General features: G+C 47.1%; 13 protein-coding genes. 8 read left to right on the top strand and 5 right to left on the bottom strand.

The window, feature by feature from the left end; all coding sequences use genetic code 11:
• Positions 1–123 precede the first annotated feature (123 nt).
• The 5 genes from IRJ16_RS18605 to IRJ16_RS18585 all read left to right on the top strand — a co-directional run bounded on the left by IRJ16_RS18605 (position 124) and on the right by IRJ16_RS18585 (position 9,459).
• On the top strand, positions 124–522 hold the full coding sequence (locus IRJ16_RS18605; RefSeq protein ID WP_194113150.1) for a hypothetical protein: 399 nt from the start codon (positions 124–126) through the stop codon (positions 520–522).
• Between the two features lie 175 nt (positions 523–697).
• On the top strand, positions 698–2,938 hold the full coding sequence (locus IRJ16_RS18600; RefSeq protein WP_194113149.1) for a bifunctional alpha,alpha-trehalose-phosphate synthase (UDP-forming)/trehalose-phosphatase: 2,241 nt from the start codon (positions 698–700) through the stop codon (positions 2,936–2,938).
• A gap of 43 nt (positions 2,939–2,981) precedes the next feature.
• Positions 2,982–4,772: a glycoside hydrolase family 15 protein gene (locus IRJ16_RS18595; RefSeq protein ID WP_194113148.1), complete on the top strand. Its 1,791-nt coding sequence runs from the start codon at positions 2,982–2,984 to the stop codon at positions 4,770–4,772.
• A gap of 159 nt (positions 4,773–4,931) precedes the next feature.
• Positions 4,932–7,562 carry a valine--tRNA ligase gene (locus IRJ16_RS18590; RefSeq protein ID WP_194113147.1) on the top strand — a complete coding sequence of 877 codons (2,631 nt, stop codon included), beginning with the start codon at positions 4,932–4,934 and terminating at the stop codon, positions 7,560–7,562.
• A 67-nt stretch (positions 7,563–7,629) separates the two neighbouring features.
• Positions 7,630–9,459 (top strand): ATP-binding protein, encoded by a 1,830-nt coding sequence (locus IRJ16_RS18585; RefSeq protein ID WP_194113146.1) that lies wholly within the window; start codon positions 7,630–7,632, stop codon positions 9,457–9,459.
• 134 nt (positions 9,460–9,593) lie between these two features.
• Here IRJ16_RS18585 and IRJ16_RS18580 read toward each other — a convergent pair whose 3' ends face one another.
• Positions 9,594–9,923, bottom strand: coding sequence for a cupin domain-containing protein (locus IRJ16_RS18580; RefSeq protein WP_194113145.1), 330 nt, complete (start codon positions 9,921–9,923; stop codon positions 9,594–9,596).
• A 109-nt stretch (positions 9,924–10,032) separates the two neighbouring features.
• On the opposite strand from IRJ16_RS18580, the gene IRJ16_RS18575 reads away from it, so the two are divergent.
• The 3 genes from IRJ16_RS18575 to IRJ16_RS18565 all read left to right on the top strand — a co-directional run bounded on the left by IRJ16_RS18575 (position 10,033) and on the right by IRJ16_RS18565 (position 11,318).
• Positions 10,033–10,248: a hypothetical protein gene (locus IRJ16_RS18575; protein WP_194113144.1), complete on the top strand. Its 216-nt coding sequence runs from the start codon at positions 10,033–10,035 to the stop codon at positions 10,246–10,248.
• A 376-nt stretch (positions 10,249–10,624) separates the two neighbouring features.
• On the top strand, positions 10,625–10,849 hold the full coding sequence (locus IRJ16_RS18570) for a hypothetical protein (RefSeq protein WP_194113143.1): 225 nt from the start codon (positions 10,625–10,627) through the stop codon (positions 10,847–10,849).
• Positions 10,850–11,027: 178 nt separating this feature from the next.
• Complete coding sequence (locus IRJ16_RS18565) at positions 11,028–11,318, top strand: RNA recognition motif domain-containing protein (protein WP_194113142.1); 291 nt, start codon at positions 11,028–11,030, stop codon at positions 11,316–11,318.
• 125 nt (positions 11,319–11,443) lie between these two features.
• On the opposite strand, the gene IRJ16_RS18560 is transcribed toward IRJ16_RS18565, so the two are convergent.
• The 4 genes from IRJ16_RS18560 to IRJ16_RS18545 all read right to left on the bottom strand — a co-directional run bounded on the left by IRJ16_RS18560 (position 11,444) and on the right by IRJ16_RS18545 (position 18,318).
• Positions 11,444–11,677 carry a hypothetical protein gene (locus IRJ16_RS18560; protein WP_194113141.1) on the bottom strand — a complete coding sequence of 78 codons (234 nt, stop codon included), beginning with the start codon at positions 11,675–11,677 and terminating at the stop codon, positions 11,444–11,446.
• Between the two features lie 179 nt (positions 11,678–11,856).
• Positions 11,857–12,504, bottom strand: coding sequence for an ankyrin repeat domain-containing protein (locus IRJ16_RS18555; protein WP_194113140.1), 648 nt, complete (start codon positions 12,502–12,504; stop codon positions 11,857–11,859).
• 159 nt (positions 12,505–12,663) lie between these two features.
• The gene (locus IRJ16_RS18550) at positions 12,664–15,492 is read right to left on the bottom strand and encodes a hypothetical protein (RefSeq protein ID WP_194113139.1); all 2,829 of its coding nucleotides are present in this window, start codon (positions 15,490–15,492) and stop codon (positions 12,664–12,666) included.
• A gap of 39 nt (positions 15,493–15,531) precedes the next feature.
• Positions 15,532–18,318 carry a hypothetical protein gene (locus IRJ16_RS18545; protein WP_194113138.1) on the bottom strand — a complete coding sequence of 929 codons (2,787 nt, stop codon included), beginning with the start codon at positions 18,316–18,318 and terminating at the stop codon, positions 15,532–15,534.
• Between the last annotated feature and the right edge of the window lies 1 nt (position 18,319).

Genomic DNA, 18,319 nt, shown 5'->3' with positions numbered 1-18,319 from the left:
GCTACTATTTTTTACGCAAACGATGCCAAAATGTAAAATAACCGTCAACAAAACGGTTATTCTGTTGCTATAAGGCTCATATCGGCAAAAACATTTTGTATCTTGCCAATACCGCAAGCGCCTATGCTAAAAAAAAGTCTGTACATATCCCTGTGTTTCACCCTCATCTGTTTGATGACGGGTTTACGGTCATCACGAACCGAAGCTACGGGAAATGCACAGATCTTCAACTACTTCCCTTTAGATAGCCACCCACCCGCGGCGAACGCGGTGGCAAAAACCAAACAGCCAACATTTAGCACTTCGAGCGGCGAAGCCCGCAGCCCTAAAAAAGCAAAGTACCGCAGTAAGTTCGCGTTGCCGGGTTTTAGGTGCAATGATGTTGCCCCGTTTTACATCACTTTAAATTTTGGCGATGCCATTTGCCGCATATCATCCTTGGTAAGGCAGCATCACCGCACGGTATTAGTAGGCGCGTTACCTCATTATTATGCCTATTTATTCAGATTAACACCCTTTTAGTAAAACTACAGGCATTTTTTTCTGTTAAAATTTAACATTCCCGAATGTTGTCGACGCTGTTTAAGCCGGGCAACCATCGGTCGTGGCGGCCTTTTATTTTTCCGGGCCATCCCCCTAATTTTTTCCTTTAGCGCTATCGCTTATTGGCGTGCGCTCATTTTCAATTTCAACAAGCATGAGCAACAGGCTTTTCATTATATCAAACAGGTTACCCGTAAGCATCGAGGAAACCGAAAACAATGGTTACGACATTAAAAAGTCGTCGGGCGGATTGGTATCCGCCATCAGTTCGTATCTAAAAAGCGGGGGCAAAGAAGCCTTCAGCGAGCAGATCTGGGCCGGGTTCCCTGATTGCAGCCCCGAAGTTTGGCAAAAAGCACACGCCGAGGCCAACGCACAAAGCGAGTACGACTATCTGCCGGTCTTCATTAATAAAGACGATTACAACCTATATTACAATGGTTTTTCTAACTCGCTGCTTTGGCCACTGTTCCATTACTTCCCATCCTTCGCCGAGTATAACGACGAGGATTTTGAGACCTACATGCGCGTCAACCGCTCATTTGCTGATGCTGTGATCCCACAGATCCGTAAAGATGACATGGTTTGGATACACGACTACCACGTACTGCCACTGGCCGGTATGCTGCGCGAAAAATTCCCTGATCTGAGCATCGGGTTATTCCTCCATATCCCTTTCCCATCGTACGAGTTGTTCCGCACCATCCCTAAGCAATGGCAACAGGCCCTGCTTTCGGGCATGGCCGGTGCAGATCTGGTGGGTTTCCATACCATGGACTACGCCTCGCACTTTTTAGATTGCGTAGAGCAAGTACTGAAGGTAGAGCATGAGGGGCAGTCCTTTCTGTATAACGGCAGGCGGGTTAAGGCCGATGCCTTCCCGATCAGTATTGATGTGGATCTTTTCCATAAAGCGGCCGAAAGCCCCGAGGTGCGACGCCATAAGAACAACTATTTGGAACTGAAAGGCGATAAAAAACTGATCTTCTCGGTCGACAGGTTAGACTATACCAAGGGGGTGGATAATCGCTTAAAGGGCTATCATAAATTCTTGCTGGATAATCCGGATTATATTGGCAAGGTGGTATTTGTGTTGGTGATCGTGCCATCGAGGGACGAGATCACCAAATACGCTGAGCAGAAAAAAGCGATCGATGAATATATTGGCAATATGAACAGCTCGCTGGGTGATATTGCCTGGCAGCCGGTGCTGTACCATTACAATAAGATCCCTTTTGATGAGATGGTTGCCCTTTACGGCAGCTGCGATCTGGCGCTGATCACCCCATTGCGCGACGGTATGAACCTGGTAGCTAAAGAATTTGTGGCCACCCGTACCGATAAAAAGGGCGTACTGATCCTAAGCGAGCTGGCCGGTGCTGCCCGCGAACTGACCGACGCGCTGCTCATCAACCCTAACGATATTACCGAGATAGCCGAAGCCATTAAGACCGGACTGGAAATGCCGGTAGAGGCACAAGCCCGTCGCATGGAAGCGATGCAGGCTTGCGTAGCCGGGTATGACGTTAACAGTTGGGCCACCGACCTTACCAAGAGTTTAACGGCAGTTAAAAAGAACCAATCGGGTACTGAAGTTACTTTTATGGATGCTTTTACCCGCTCGCGCATTTTGGAGAATTACGCTGCGACATCTAAACGCCTGCTCCTGCTGGACTATGATGGCACCCTTGCTCCCTTTGCCAAAGAACCGGTAATGGCAAGGCCCGATATTGAGTTGCTGTCGATACTGGAAGATATCGCTACCGACCCCGAGAATGAGGTCTATCTGGTCAGCGGCCGCGATAGCAAAACGCTGGACCTTTGGCTGGGGCACCTGCCATTGGGTTTGATAGCCGAACACGGCGCTACCATTAAACTACCCGATGGTGATTGGATAAGCACTGCCAAACTGGATCTGGATAGCTGGCGGGCCAAAATAGAGCGGGTGATGAACACTTATACGCTTAAAGCCCCCGGATCTTTCATGGAGCAAAAGAAATTTTCGCTGGCATGGCATTACCGTAATACCGATAGTTTCGAGGGAACATCCCGGGCCAAAGAATTGTATGAGGAACTCATCAAACTGACCCCACTGATGGGGCTTGAGGTTTTGAACGGTAATAAGGTGATCGAGGTGCGCGAGAAGGGTATCAATAAAGGCATCGCGGTTAGCAACCTTGTCCGTCATAAAAAGTACGATTTTATCCTTTGCGCCGGCGACGACCGTACCGACGAGGACATGTTCACGGCCTTAGCTAAAGTGCCGGGGGCTTACACCATTAAGATCGGGATGGAAATATCGGCCGCCAAATACAATTTGCAAACGCCATATATGATGCGTTCATTCCTACAAAGTGTAATTGACCATCCAAAGAAAACCATTAGGCTTAATTAGTCTTTAATAGTAAGTAGTTAAGCTACCTTAAAACTTTTTTTACATGACATCTACCACAAGACATACCTACCAAACAGGCATCATAGGCAACTGTGCCTACATTGCCCACGTAAATAAAAACACCAATATCGACTGGCTTTGCTGGCCGCGATTCGATAGCACTTTTATTTTTGGTCAACTGCTTGACAAGCAAAAAGGCGGCGAATTCTCTATCCTGCCTGACGGAGAATACTTATCGGATCAACGTTATCTGGAAAACACCAACGTACTGGTGACCGAGATAACCAGCGGCGATACCAAATACCGGGTAACCGACTTTGCCCCTCGTTTTCGTGAGCACGACCGCTACTATAAGCCCTTGATGCTGATCCGCCAGATAGAGCCGTTAGAGGGATCGCCGCGCATTAGGGTGAAATGCAAGCCGGTGAGCGATTACGGCCGCGAACAACTGACCGTTAATCGCGGCAGCAACCATATTCAATTTTTGGGCGGCGAGGAACGTATGCGACTGACCACCAATATCCCCATCAGCTACGTTTTTGAAGAGCAATCTTTTGTACTGAACGAGACCAAATACCTGGTGATGACCTACGGCGAACCGTTAGAAGCACCGCTGGCGAGCACCGTTGTGCGCTTTCTGCGCGAGACCACCCAGTACTGGCGCACTTGGATCAAGCACTCTACCATTGCGCAATTTCACCAAAATGTGGTGATCCGTTCGGCTCTGGCTTTAAAGATACACCAGTACGAAGATACCGGGGCTATTATAGCCGCAAGTACCACCAGTTTGCCCGAATCACCGGGTAGTGGGCGCAATTGGGATTATCGTTACTGCTGGTTGCGCGATACTTTTTATGTGATCACCTCGCTTAGCCATATCGGCCATTTTGAAGAGATGGAAAAGTATTTTAATTATGTCACCAATATTTCTTTCTCTGACGAGTTGCGTTATCAGCCGCTTTATAGCATCACCGGTAAAAAAGATCTGGAAGAATTTATCCATGATGACCTTGACGGATATATGGGCAACAAGCCTGTCCGCATAGGTAACCAGGCATCAGAGCATATCCAGAACGACATTTACGGACAGGTGATGATATCGGTATTGCCGTTATACATCGACCACCGTTTCACTTTTGCCGAACGCAAAGATTCGGATAAATGGATCAACTATCTGCTGAATAAGATAGAAATGACCATCGACGAAAAGGATGCCGGTATATGGGAGTTCCGCAACTTTGCCAATATACACTGTTACAGCAACCTGTTTCAATGGGCGGGCGCATCGGCGGCAGAGAAAATGGCAAGGACCATCGGCGATGATGGCTTAGTTTCCCGCGCCATATCACTTAAAGAACGGGCAGCAGCGCATATCGAGAGCTGTTATGATCCTATCAGAAAGGTGTACACCAATTCAGCCGGCAGCCAAAATCTGGACGCCAGTACCCTGCAGCTGATCATGATGCACTACCTCGACCCGGCATCTGACCGGGCCAAGGACCACCTGATCGCGGTAGAAAGAGAGCTAAAAGCAGAGAACGGTCTGTTCTATCGATACCTATACACCGATGATTTTGGCAAGCCCAAAACCACCTTCCTCATCTGTGCTTTTTGGTATGTAGAAGCCCTGGCGGCCGTCGGACGTATAGATGATGCCGTACGCGAATTTGAGAACTTACTGCAATTCTCTAACCACCTGTTACTCTTTAGCGAAGACGTGGACGAGAAAGATGGTAGCCAATGGGGCAACTTCCCTCAGGCTTACAGCCACGTAGGTTTGATGAATGCGGCTTATAGGATATCGATGAAGTTGGATAAGCCGATATTTTTGTAGGTGATACCTTAAAATTCCCTCTTTGGGAAAGGGTGTTGTGGCGTTGTGTTAAAATGGCGGGGAGGGGTTGGTCAGCTTTGCATTGTGACTAACCCCTCCCTGCATTTGCGCTTTTTCCTACTTTAACCTTACGTGCAAATTCCGTAAATTTGTACACTTATGAGTATTTCTAAAACGTATCAGCCTAAAGAAGCAGAGGACAAGTGGTATAAGTATTGGTTAGACAATGGATTTTTCAGGTCGGTGCCCGATGAACGGGAGCCATACACCATTGTGATCCCTCCGCCAAACGTCACCGGGGTATTGCACATGGGCCACATGCTGAATAACACTATTCAGGATGTATTGATACGTCGCGCCCGTATGCAGGGTAAAAATGCCTGCTGGGTGCCGGGTACCGACCACGCCTCTATCGCTACCGAAGCTAAGGTAGTTGCGATGTTGAAAGAACGCGGTATCAGCAAAAAAGACCTTACCCGTCCGGAGTTCCTGAGCTATGCCTGGGAATGGAAAGAAAAATACGGCGGCATCATCCTGGAGCAATTAAAAAAATTGGGTGCATCCTGCGATTGGGACCGTACCCGCTTTACCATGGACGATGACTTGAGCGATGCCGTTATCGAGACCTTTATACATTTGTATAACAAAGGCCTGATCTATCGTGGCGTACGCATGGTTAACTGGGATCCTGCCGGTAAGACAGCTGTTAGTGACGAGGAGGTTATCCGTAAGGAAGTAAATCAGAAACTTTACTACATACAATATAAGGTAGTTGGTGGCGATAGCCACCTGACTATCGCTACTACCCGTCCTGAGACCATCATGGCTGATGCAGCGATCTGTATCAATCCTAATGATGAGCGTTATACCCATTTGCATGGCAAGTCGGTAACAATCCCCTTGATCGGTCGTGAGATTCCGGTGATCCTGGATGAGTATGTGACCATGGATTTTGGTACAGGTTGTTTAAAGGTGACCCCGGCACACGATCTGAATGACTATGAACTTGGTCAAAAACATAACCTGCCGGTTATCGACATCCTGAATGACGACGGTACCCTGAACGAGAACGCTCAGATCCTGATCGGCGAGGACCGTTTCATCGCCCGTAAAAAGATAGCAACTTTGTTAGAGACCGCTGGGTCGTTAGAAAAAGTAGAAGATTACAAATCACAGATAGGTTTTAGCGAGCGTACTGATGCTGCCATCGAGCCAAAGCTTTCTATGCAGTGGTTCTGCAAGATGGAAGAGATGGCCAAACCGGCGCTGGACTACGTTCTGGAAGGCGATATTAAACTGATCCCTGATAAGTTCATCAATACCTACCGCCATTGGATGGAGAACGTGAAGGATTGGTGTATCAGCCGCCAACTTTGGTGGGGGCAACAGATCCCGGCCTGGTATTTACCCAATGGTCAGTTCGTAATTGCAAAGACAGCAGGGGAAGCTTTGCCTTTGGCGATCGAGAAAACTCAGAACCCGGCACTCACCACTCAAGACCTACGTCAAGACGAGGACGTTCTGGATACTTGGTTCTCATCATGGTTGTGGCCGATATCGGTATTTGATGGTTTTAAAGACCCTAACAATGCCGACATCAATTACTACTACCCTACTAACGACCTGGTGACCGCGCCGGAGATCCTGTTCTTTTGGGTAGCGCGTATGATCATGGCCGGTCACGAGTTCCGCGGACAGGTGCCTTTTAAGAATGTTTACCTGACCGGTATCGTGCGAGATAAATTGGGCCGTAAAATGTCCAAATCATTAGGTAACTCGCCCGATCCGCTGGGCCTGATCGAGAAATACGGTGCCGACGGTGTACGTGTAGGTATGCTATTAAGTTCACCTGCCGGTAACGACCTGATGTTCGACGAGAAATATTGCGAGCAGGGTGCCGGCTTTGCCAACAAGATATGGAACGCCTTTAAGCTGATCAAAGGTTGGGAGGTTGATGACAGCCTGAGCAACCCTAACGGTATCGCTATCGAGTGGTTCGGCAACCGCTTTAGTGAGGCTTTGAAAGGTATCGAGGATGATTTTGCCAACTACCGTTTGTCGGATGCCTTGATGGGTACTTACAAATTGGTTTGGGACGATTTCTGTGCATGGTACCTGGAGATGATCAAGCCGGTCTACCTGCAACCGATAGACCGTACTACCTACACGCAAACCATTAAGTTTTTTGAGGACGTATTGAAGATCTTGCACCCGTTCATGCCATTCCTGACAGAGGAATTGTGGAACGATGAATTATTCGGCCAACGCGCGGAGAGCGACAAATGTATAGTAGCGCAAATGCCGCAGTCGGGGCAAATGAATACCCAATTGACCTCGGAACTTGAGGTGGTTAAGCAGATCATTGCCGATATCCGCAATACACGTAACAGTAAACAACTGTCGCCGAAAGAAAGCTTGGACCTGATGATCAAGGCAAATTCGGGCATCGATTTCAATAAGTATCAGCCTATTATTTGTAAGCTGGGCAATATTGGCGAGCTGACCTTAGTGTCTGATACGGTTGAAGGCGCGTCGAGCTTTTTAGTTGGCACCGATGAGTTCTATATCCCTCTGGGCGAGACCATTGACGTTGCAGCCGAGATAGAACGACTGACCAAAGAGATCGGGTATCAGCAAGGGTTCTTAAAGTCGGTTATGGGTAAACTGGGTAACGAGCGCTTTGTGCAGAACGCTAAGCCTGAAGTTGTAGCCAACGAGCAAAAGAAAAAGGACGACGCCGAAGCCAAGATCAAAAGCTTAACAGAAAATTTGAACCGATTGGCAAACTAATTGCAGGGGCTTTGTGTATTAAAGCGGTTAAATATTATTTATATTTACCACTCGCCAAGGCCCCTCAATGAAACAAAAGTACGACTTCTTCAACCTGTCCGTCTGGAACATCCTGTCTCAGGAGCAATCTATGCTGGATCAGGCCCGCATCAAGTTGTTGTATTACGGCCTGTTTTTGGCGTTTGTGGCCCTTTGTGCCATCGCCGGCAACGTTTTTATCCAGCACCAACAGATCTTCACCTCCATGTCCATATTTTTGCTGGTCATGGTGGTGGCGATGTTTAAATACCTCACCTGGAAACCAGATTGGAAACCGATATCGCACATCCTACTTACGGTTGCCCTGATCATTAATCTTATAGATGTTTTCCTGATCATTCAAAAGGTCGAGATCATTACCATACAGGTGATCATCCTTTCGGTGTTGTTCAGCTATTACATGCTGGGGCAAAAGTGGGGCCTGCTTTACTCGCTGGCCAATGTGGTACCCGTACTGGGATTTATGGTTTACGCATACGGCAACAGCTATATTGTGGCAATGAAGCCCGAAGATGTAGAGGAGTCGACCAAGATCATTACGATCATGGCTAACTTCATCATGATCATCTACATCCACAGTCACTTTTACAACGCCTTTGTTAAAAACATCCGCGAGCTGAACCAAACCACCGCCGAACAAAGCGCACTGAATGCCGCCTATCAGGCATCGATGGAGAAGGCCGAAAAATCATCTCAAGCTAAGTCCGAGTTCTTGTCGACCATGTCGCATGAGATACGCACACCGCTTAACGCGGTTATCGGCATGAGCAACTTGTTACAGATGAACGACCCAAGGGCCGACCAGCTGGATAACCTGGAGATCCTGAAGTTCTCGGCCAACAACCTGCTGTCTATCGTTAACGACGTGCTGGACTTTAACAAGATCGAGTCGGGCCGGGTGGAGTTCGAAAAGATCCGCTTTAACCTGGTCGAATTGATGAACAGCATTTGCGGCGGTCAGATCATTAAAGCCGAAGAAAAAGGATTGAAGTTTTACCTCGATGTAGACAAACGCCTGCGCACAAAAGTGATCTTTGGCGACCCGACCCGTATTACCCAGATCATTTATAATCTGGTAAGCAACGCTATCAAGTTCACCTCTACAGGTAATGTAACCGTAAGGGTATCACAACTGGGCGACCGCCATAATACTTTGAGTGTTAATTTTATGGTGAAGGATACAGGTATAGGTATTGAGGACGAGCACCTTGAAGCGATATTTGAACCTTTCACTCAGGAGTCGCTTACCACTACCCGCCAGTACGGTGGTACCGGCCTTGGTTTGGCCATTGTAAAACGCCTGCTGGAATTGCAGAACATCCAAATGCATGTAACCAGTAAGGTAGGCACAGGATCGGAGTTCTCGTTCAATATGGAATTCCCTGTATCTACCGAAAAAGTGGTTGAACCTGTGGTGGAAAGCAGTCCGCAAGCGCCCGAGGAAAAAGGGTCTATTTACGTAGCCTCGTCTACCCCATCAGTAGGTTTACAAGTGCTGATCGCAGAGGACAACCCGGTGAACGTGATGCTAATGAAAAAACTGTTCAGTAAGTGGAATATCGTGCCAACCTTTGCAGATAACGGCGAGAACGCCGTGGAGCTTGTACAATACGGCAACTTCCATATTGTACTGATGGACCTGCAGATGCCTATCATGAACGGCTTTGACGCCGCCATGGAGATCCGCAAAATGGCCGATCCAAAAAAATCTAATATCCCCATCATCGCGCTCACCGCGTCAGCCTTGTTCGACATCAAGGAGCAAGTGTACGAAGCCGGCATGAACGACTATGTATCCAAACCCTTTAAACCTGATGAGTTGAAGGAGAAGATCTACGCGCTGGTGGAGGTGGTTTGATCAGTCGTCAGTGATTAGTGATTAGTGATTAGTCAAAATTGCGCATCGAAGCGCTTGTTTTTAACTAATTACCAATAACCAATGACAGCGAAGCGTAATGGCCTAATGATGCGTAGCAAAATGACGGCGAAGCCCTACAAGTAATCCTCTCTCACCGGACTGAATACATCTATCAGCTTACAATCGGTAATAGCTGTGCCGCCATGCAGGGCATTGGATGGGATCATTACAAATTGGCCGCTATCTAATTGGCGGATCTCGCCTTCTACGGTCATTTCAAATATGCCTTCTACCACAAAAGCCATCTGTGTATGCGGGTGACGATGCAGTGCCGACACGCTGCCTGCCTTTACCTCTAAAAAATTGACGGTGTTGGTATCGGTATGGATCAGCTTAGAGAAATAACCGGGTGTCATTTCTTTAGTAACGATTTCACTGAAATTATTGAAGATAGGATATTCCATAGGATGTGTTTAATGAACGAAGATACTACTATTGCACGCCCTACGTTAAATTCATCGAAACAAATAGCGCATCGAAGCGCTTGTTATCTTACATCAATATTGTAACACCATGGCTAACCAACATATCAAACAACTTAATCAAGGCAGATCTAACCTCAACAAAAAAAGCGAGATAGACCTGAGCGTAATGAAACCTTTTGTAAAATTCGGCATCGGTGCAATGGGGGCCATTGCTCATACGCTTATCGGCATTGTAAAAGCGATACCCAAACCGCATAATGATGATGACCACCGTAAACCCGGCAGCAAGATCATTAAGATCTGACGCTAATTGCTCAATTTACGCCGTTTTTTGATGTTGTAACAGATACCTGCGTTACCCACTCCGGCTTAGGGGAGGGTAGCGTGATAGATGTTAATTATTTCAAATTAACCCTTGCGCCTTAGTTAAATACATTAGCTTTGCAACCCTCCCAACGCATATTCCCGTTCAAAAGGCCATCTCAAGCCATATTTTTAAAGTGCTAACTATCAAATTGTTTTATCAACATGCATTGTTGACAATGTGTTGATATGCCCGAATTTTCTGTTTGTATCTTGTTGGGAAAAAGTCACTTATCGTACTTAACAATTAATTTAACTATGCGTTATTTTATTTGAGTAACCTAGGGGTTACCCACACTTAACTAAATGCAACATTTATGACCGCATTTTATAAGAAACTTAACCGCTTTGGCCGATTAGTACATCAGCGAAGCCGCGACAAACAGGTAGACATTGCCAACTATTTCACTGTGACCCATCCGGGGCACCCGGTAGTGAAAAATACGGATGACGCGCAACCCTCTCTTCAGTTCGAGGATAAATGCCCGCGCTCGGTCCGTAAAGAAGTTGCCGAACTTTGGAAGACGGTTTTCGGGGGATAGAGAGTGGTTTATGGTTAATAGCTCATAGTTAATAGCCTTGATCTTTGCCGTACTTTCTTCGCCATGAACCATGAAATATTAGCCATGACCCACTATAACAATTCTGACCGTTCTACTACAAATTACGGCCTTATTTTTTGTACCTTTGTGGCATCAAAAAAACAACCAAGAGGATTTAATGAAGGTATTTATTTCAGGACTGCCCCTGCAAGTAGGCGAGGGCGAATTAACGGAGGTTTTTAGTGATTTCGGACCGGTAAAGTCGCTTCGAATTATTAAAGACCACCAAACAAAGCAAAGCAAAGGCTTTGGTTTTGTTGAAATGGTTAACGAGGAAGAAGCCAAAGAAGCCATTAAGTACATGAACGGACAACGTTACTATGATAACATCATCCGTGTTAACGTGGCCGAAGACAAAGGCCCGCGCCCTACCAACAACGGCGGCGGTAACCGCAAGCCAAGGTTTTAACCTTGTTCCAAAACATTTCTTATTTTTAGATATGCGAAGCCGGCAACGTCCGGCTTTTTTGTTGAGATCAGTTTCGGCGACCACCAATGTCTTGATTCCTGACTCTATACTCTTGACTCTATTCCCTACTCCTCATAAACCACTTTCACCTGCACGCTCAGATCGCCATCTATACGGGCAAATTGCTCGGGGTTGCGGGTAAAATCAGGGTCGGTATCCAGATAGATATCGGTGAGGGTTAAGGTCTCGGGTTCAAACTCGGTCCCGGTGTGGTATTCGTATTCGGCATTGGTTTCCAGCTGTTCTTTAATATGCTGGTACTCCTTACCGGTCATCATGATGGTGCGTTCTGTTTTCATATTTTTAGTCGGAAAGCCCGAAAGACCACATCCCGATAGCTATCGGGACCGGAAGACCATCGGCGTATTTTTGGTTTATACGAATGTACTATCTTAACATTATATCAACGAAATATCTTTCTGAATTTCTACGTGCAACCCTCCTGCTTTCAGACTTTCCGTCTTCCGGACTTTCGGATTTAAGAGAGTATCTCTGCTATCTCGTTAAAACCCTTATCCCGCGCCAGATCGGCTGGTAATTTGCCGCCTTCCATACGGATGCCGACATCAGCGCCTTTCTCTAACAATAGGATCAGCATATCGGCATTGCCATTTTGCGCGGCCGAATGCAGCGGCGTAACGCCCGACTTTTGCACCACATTCACTTCGGCACCATTTGCTACCAGCATCCGGGCAATATCGGTAAAATTACCTGCCGTCGCCGAATGCAACGGGAACACATTGAAACCATTGTTAGATGGCAGGTTCACTTCAGCCCCTTTCAGCACCAGGTAACGTGCTACCTCTGCCTGACCAAAATAGCAGGCCAGCCCAAGCGGTGTAAAACCATCGGGGGCAAAGTCATTTACCGAATCGGGATGAGTACCTACAATATAAGCAACCACATCAAATTTGCCTACCGCGGCGGCCTCAAAAAGGTTCACCTCGTCAACGAACTTTAACAGCACGGCCGACGCTTCCGGCTTTTTATAATAGCACGACAGCATTAACGGAGAAACACCATGGCTGGTCGGCGCCGACGCAAGGGCGCGGTTACCCTGCAACAGAGCAGTCAATGCGGCGGTATCGCCGGCGGCTATCAATTCTTCCAGATGGTCGGTGTTCATTAAGTCAATATTACGAAAAAGCGATCGTTGATTTTCTTCTAATATCGCTGATGCCGCTGAGCTTTTTTTAACATATGGTGGAGTTTTCAACATTAGCACTCAGCGGCTGCTGAAAGATTATTACCCCCTTCGATACCGTTGGATACAGACTGTCCGTCCCTACTTCCCACTACTGCCTGCAACTATCGTTATCTTTTGCTTACTCACGCCGTAATGGCCTTCCATGTCGGTACCTTCAATACTGACGGTATAAGTGCCAGGCTTGCCTGCCGCGCGGAATTTGATCTGTGTATTGCCATCGGCATCAGATATCACATTAGGATCCCAATGTATGGTCGACCGCAGATCTGGTAGCGGGTTCTTGACATCATATTTAGGGCTATAGAATTGTTTAGGCATCTGTACGGGTAATGGCCGATGGGCGTAAGTACCAAGGGAGGTGCGGGTATATGCCCCATGCTTGCCTCGGGTCTCTATCACAAAATACATTTGCGTACCCCGGTATAAGGCTACATTCTTAACATCCTCTGCACCAATGTTCATTAAAAAGGTGTTGATGTTATCGTACATGGTGGTTTTAGAGATCTTTTGGCTTAAATCCATTTCGCCCGGCTTTGCGTCCGAACCACTATTGATGCCGTTAGCTCTGTCCGATACATCGTACACCATTGACGTTGGGTCCGATACACTTTGCCCATCAGCAATAATATCGTTGATCAACATCGATCCAACCACAAATTGTTCTTGCGCGTATCTTGCCGGCCGGGCAAATACAGATGCCTGGTAAAAACTCGACTGCCTGAAACCGGGATATTTTTTAACCAGTAGCTCCATCAAGCTTATCTTTTTGGCTGCTATCAACTCTTTTTCGTCTATTACAGATAACTCGGTCGCAAATTCGCCGCCTACATATTTTACAATACGCTTTTCTTTAATGTTTACCTGTTTCAATAAAGTTCCGGAAGGCGGAACAAATGTTTGATCAACCTTTTGGTTAGCCTTGATCATGTAATTAAGCAGGGTGCTATCCGCATTCACATTCCAAGGCGCCATCCTTGTTCTATTAACCAACCCTGCGCTGGTGGGAGTGAAATCGTCGACGGTTATGCCGGCCGCCAGGGTCTTGTTATTCTTATTATGCAGCTTGATGAGGTACACTGCAGAATCGGCCAGCGGCAGATCCGAAAACCGAAAACGCCCCTCATCATCGCTAACGGTATCTAACACGGCGTTCTCGGTCTTACTCTTCATCATTAAGATCACCTTGGCATTCCTTACCGGCTTTTTGACGAGATTGGTCAGTTTACCACTTACCGTATTATCCACTTCGGCTTTGTAAAGCGGCATAGCAAGGGGCTTGCTTATTTCGGCCAGATCAAAACCCTGCCAGCCTTGGGTCAATAGCAGGTCATCCAACGCTTTTGCTTTCAGCTTTTCATCGCCGGGTGTAAAGTACCAGGCAGCATCATCAATATGTCCAGCCACTTCGGATGCAAGCAGCAAATGGCTTTGTATATCGCTATCTGTCCCCACTTCTTTTATCTGCGCATCATCTGTCACCGATACCGAGAAACTGCCTTGCGCACCTTTCCCTACGTTGCTTTTAACCAGCATGTTTAATGTCACGCTATCCCCGGTGGCGTACGCTGTCTGCGGCATCGCATCTATCTTCAATCCGTCGTAATGGTTAACAAATATATTGCGCTGGGCAACGGGCTTACCATCCAAACTCATCACCGCTAAACTGACTATTCCGGTAGGGAATTTACTGTCGGCTATCCTGGTGTTAAAATACCCTTCCTCGTTCAGCGCGAAGGCCGAGCCAAAATACACCGCTCCTGCCGAGCGGGCCAGCAACACAAAGTTTTTATTCTCTATCCCCACCGATGATATATAAACATATAACTCGCCGGGATGATTAACGCCTTCTACACGCAAGGTCAAACCATTAGCCTTAGCCGGTGGCAATTTATACAGCTTCTCCTTACCGTCCACCATCACTTTCGCCATATAGCTGCGTCCCGGCTGGGGGACCAGCACAAAGCTCCCCATTCCTTTATGCGTGCTTTGTAAAGTACCCGACACCTCATCTGTGTCATCCACAATAGTACCCTGCACCTCACGACTTAAGCCATCCTCTCCTATCGCTTTAAAACCTACCTTATTATAAACGCCCGCTATCAACGATCCGCCTTCGGGCATAAATTGCAGGTCGATATCGCCACCTGTGCCTGAGGGATAGAAAGGGAAGCTCAGGCTTTTGGACTTATCTCTGGTGTCCTCTACCAATACGCTCAGATCACGTTTGTTAGCCTTAGCGGGCAGCGTGAGTTTCCCGCTAAGCATACCGTCTACCCCGGTGGTCATATTGCTGCTTAGGATGGCTTTCTTACCTTCCATCACCTTTACGCTCAACGGCTGCAGAACTATGGGCGCACCCTTGGCGTCATTAAAACGCATAGCCAACGTTATACGGTTGCTATCGGTACCCTCGCGCTTGTGCTGCTCTGCTACCAGCCATGTATTGCTACCCAATTTACCAACGCTCAGTTGTTTGTAAAAAAAGCTTGTGGCACCAAAATTTTGCTGCCAGTTGGTGTATGCGCGGATGGTATATTTACCCTGAGGTACCTGTTTTTCGGTCAGCGGTACAAAACCTTGTGCCAAGCCGTCAAAAACAGGCAACACATAGCGCTGCACAAGTTGTGCTTCGCTGTTCAGTACTTCCACATAAAGCTTAATGCTTTTTGCGGGTGTGCCATTGGCCTTGGTCACATATGCCTTTACCCATGCCGTGTCGCCTACGGCGTAATAGGGTTTATCCAAATGGAGATACACCTTTTCGGGACTATAGGTATCCAGATATTTGTTGGCCGGTAATAAAAGCTTACGCACCACTCCTGTGTCGGGCAAGGTTTGGGCCGACAATACCGATGGCAAGATCAATGCAAGGAGAATAAAACAGGCGTTTTTAAGGCAGATGATCATATTTGTTCAGGTAGAGACTATTAAGACGTTTGCAGGCACTTATGGTTTAATTTTATTAGGTGAGGGACCCGCTACGATCACTTTGTGTTTGCTCACCCCAAAATGGCCCTGCATATCCGTTCCTTCAATATTAACGGTGTAAGAACCTGGTCTGTCCGCTGCATAAAAAGATACCTTGGCATCGCCTTGCTCATCGGTAACCAAATTAGGCTCCCAATAAATGGTGGAGCGCAGGTCGGGCGTGGTGGGCTTCAAATTATATTTAGGACTGTAAAACTGCTTTGGTAACTGCATTGGTAGCGGGCGGTAGACATATAGTCCATAATGGTCCTTGAGCATCGGCCCGGCCCCCGACCTGGTATCGAGCACCAATACGGATCGTTGCTCAAGCCTTAAAATTCCATCTGTTTTTACCCATACCATATAATTGTAGCTGTAAACATGCTTAATGTCATCGGTATAATAATGTTCAAGATAAGCCCTAAAGTTTTTGTACAAACTCTCTGGTCCCATATTTGATAAAAATCTGGATACTTCGATCCCATCTATAACAATATTATATAAACGAGCACTGCGTACAAAAAACCATGTTTGACCATCAACGGGCTTGGTTGCCAGGGCATAATTTTTTTCTAAAAACCGCAACAAACTTATCCTTGGCTCTTTGATCAGTTCTTTTACGTCGATATCCCAGTCAGGGAAAAACACCTCACCATTAACCCCCGATATCGCTACTTTCTTTTCTTTAATTGTAACGTCTTTTAACAAGGTACCCTGTGCAATAGGTAGCGTACTGATCGCATTGAGCTTTCGAGCATTACTGAAATATCCAAGTAGTGTATTATCAGAATTTAAGTTCCATGGGGTGATAGTTGGTAATTTGGGCAGCGGCAATCTTGTCGGCTCAAACTCATCAACTTCTATACCCACGGCCGCCGACTTACCGTTTGGCTCGTGTACTTTGATCACATACGTGGCCGAATCAGACAAAGGCAGGTCATCAAATTTAAAACGGCCGTCAGTATCACTTATGGTATCCAACAAAGATAAACCCATATTAGCGGTCATCGCTATTACCTTTTTATTGACCGCCGGCTTGCCGAAAAAATTGGTCAGCTTACCATTTATACTGATCTGCGGCTCGGCCTTAAATTTGGCATCAGTTATAGGTTTTACCGCATTCTCAAGATCAAAACCCTGCCAGCCCTGCGTAATTAGCAAATTGTCCAATGTGCGCACTTTCCGCTTTTCATCACCTTTAGTAAAATACCAGGCCGGATCCTCGATGCTTCCTTTTAACTCCGATGCCAGCAACAAATGGCTTTGGATGTTATCGTGCTGAACGCTATCCTTTACCTGCGCATCGTCTGTGACCGAGACAGAAAAACTTCCTTGCACCGGCGACGCAACCGCATCTGTAACCTTAAAACTAAGGCCGACGCTATCGGCAGTGGCATACACTGCTTTAGACGGCGATACACTTACCTGCAAAGCATCATGATGGTCGATGAAAACGTTGCGTTGCGCAATGGGCTTATTGTTCGGGTCAACGACCATCAAACTGATGATCCCCGTCGGGAACAGCCTTTTTTTGATACGCGTGTTAAAGTACCCCTCGGCATTCAACGTAAAGCCCGAACCCATATAAACCTTATCGCGCGAGCGGGCCACCAAAGTGTACTTTTTATCATCGGGCACAGCCGACGACAGGTACACGTAAACCTCATCGGCATGGTTAACGCCGTCAACCCGTAAAGCTATCCCTTGCGGCTTAGCTACCGGGAGTTTGTAGGTCTTCTCTTTACCATCGACCATGATCTTGGCCGTGTAGGTTTCACCGGCTTTCGGCACCATCATCAAGCTACCCAAACCCTTCGCTACGGTTTGCAGGCTGGCTACTTCTTCACCTTTACTATCATAGACCGCACCTTTAACATCGCGGCTCAGACCGTCTTCGCCAATGGCTTTAAAACCAACTTTGCTGTATAAGCCCGCGACCAGGCTGCCGCCCTCGGGCAAAAATTGCAGGTCGATATCGCCACCTGCCCCCGAAGGATAGAACGGGAAACTGATCTTTTGCGACTTATTGTTCGGATCCTCTATCAAAATACTCAAAGCACTTCTATTGGCTTTTGGCGGCAAGCTAAGTTTGTTAATAATCGTCCCCTGCACATCGGTACTGGTCTCACTTTTTAGGATAGTTTTAGTGCCGTCCAACATTTTGATGCTTACCTTTTGCTGCACTAAGGGCAAACCCTTAGCAGTATTCAAGCGCATGGCCAGTTCGATCTTGCCGCTGTCGACACCGGTGCCACGCTTGTGTTGTTCGGAAAGCAGCCAGGAGTTTCCGCCGAGGTTGCCTATGGATAGTTGCTTATAGAAAAAATAGTCGCCACCAAAATTTTGCAGCCAGTTGGTGTAGGCACGGATGGTGTAATTCCCCTCGCCAACGGTCTTATCATCCAAAGCCAAATACCCTTGCCCCAAACCATCAAAAATGGGCAGAACCAACCGGGTGACCACCAAATTATCGGCACCGATCAATTCCACATATAACTTAGCACTTTTGGCCGACTGCCCCTTTGCATCACCGTTCAACACATACGATTTAAACCACGCTGTGTCACCAACAGCGTAGTAAGGCTTATCAAAATGCAGGTAAACCTTCTCAGAATTATAGGTGTTGCTATATTTCTCCACCTTCGATAGCATGTTCTTCAGCGCTACGGTGTCGGTAGTGGACTGCGCTTTCATCGCTACCGCCGATGCAATGAACAGTAACGATGCCAATGATCTTTTCAGATGGATGCCGATGGTCTGTTTCATA

The organism is Mucilaginibacter myungsuensis, assembly GCF_015222005.1.
GTDB lineage: Bacteria > Bacteroidota > Bacteroidia > Sphingobacteriales > Sphingobacteriaceae > Mucilaginibacter > Mucilaginibacter myungsuensis.
The sequence above is the reverse complement of the archived record's forward strand: the minus strand, read 5'-3'. Positions and strand labels throughout refer to the sequence as shown.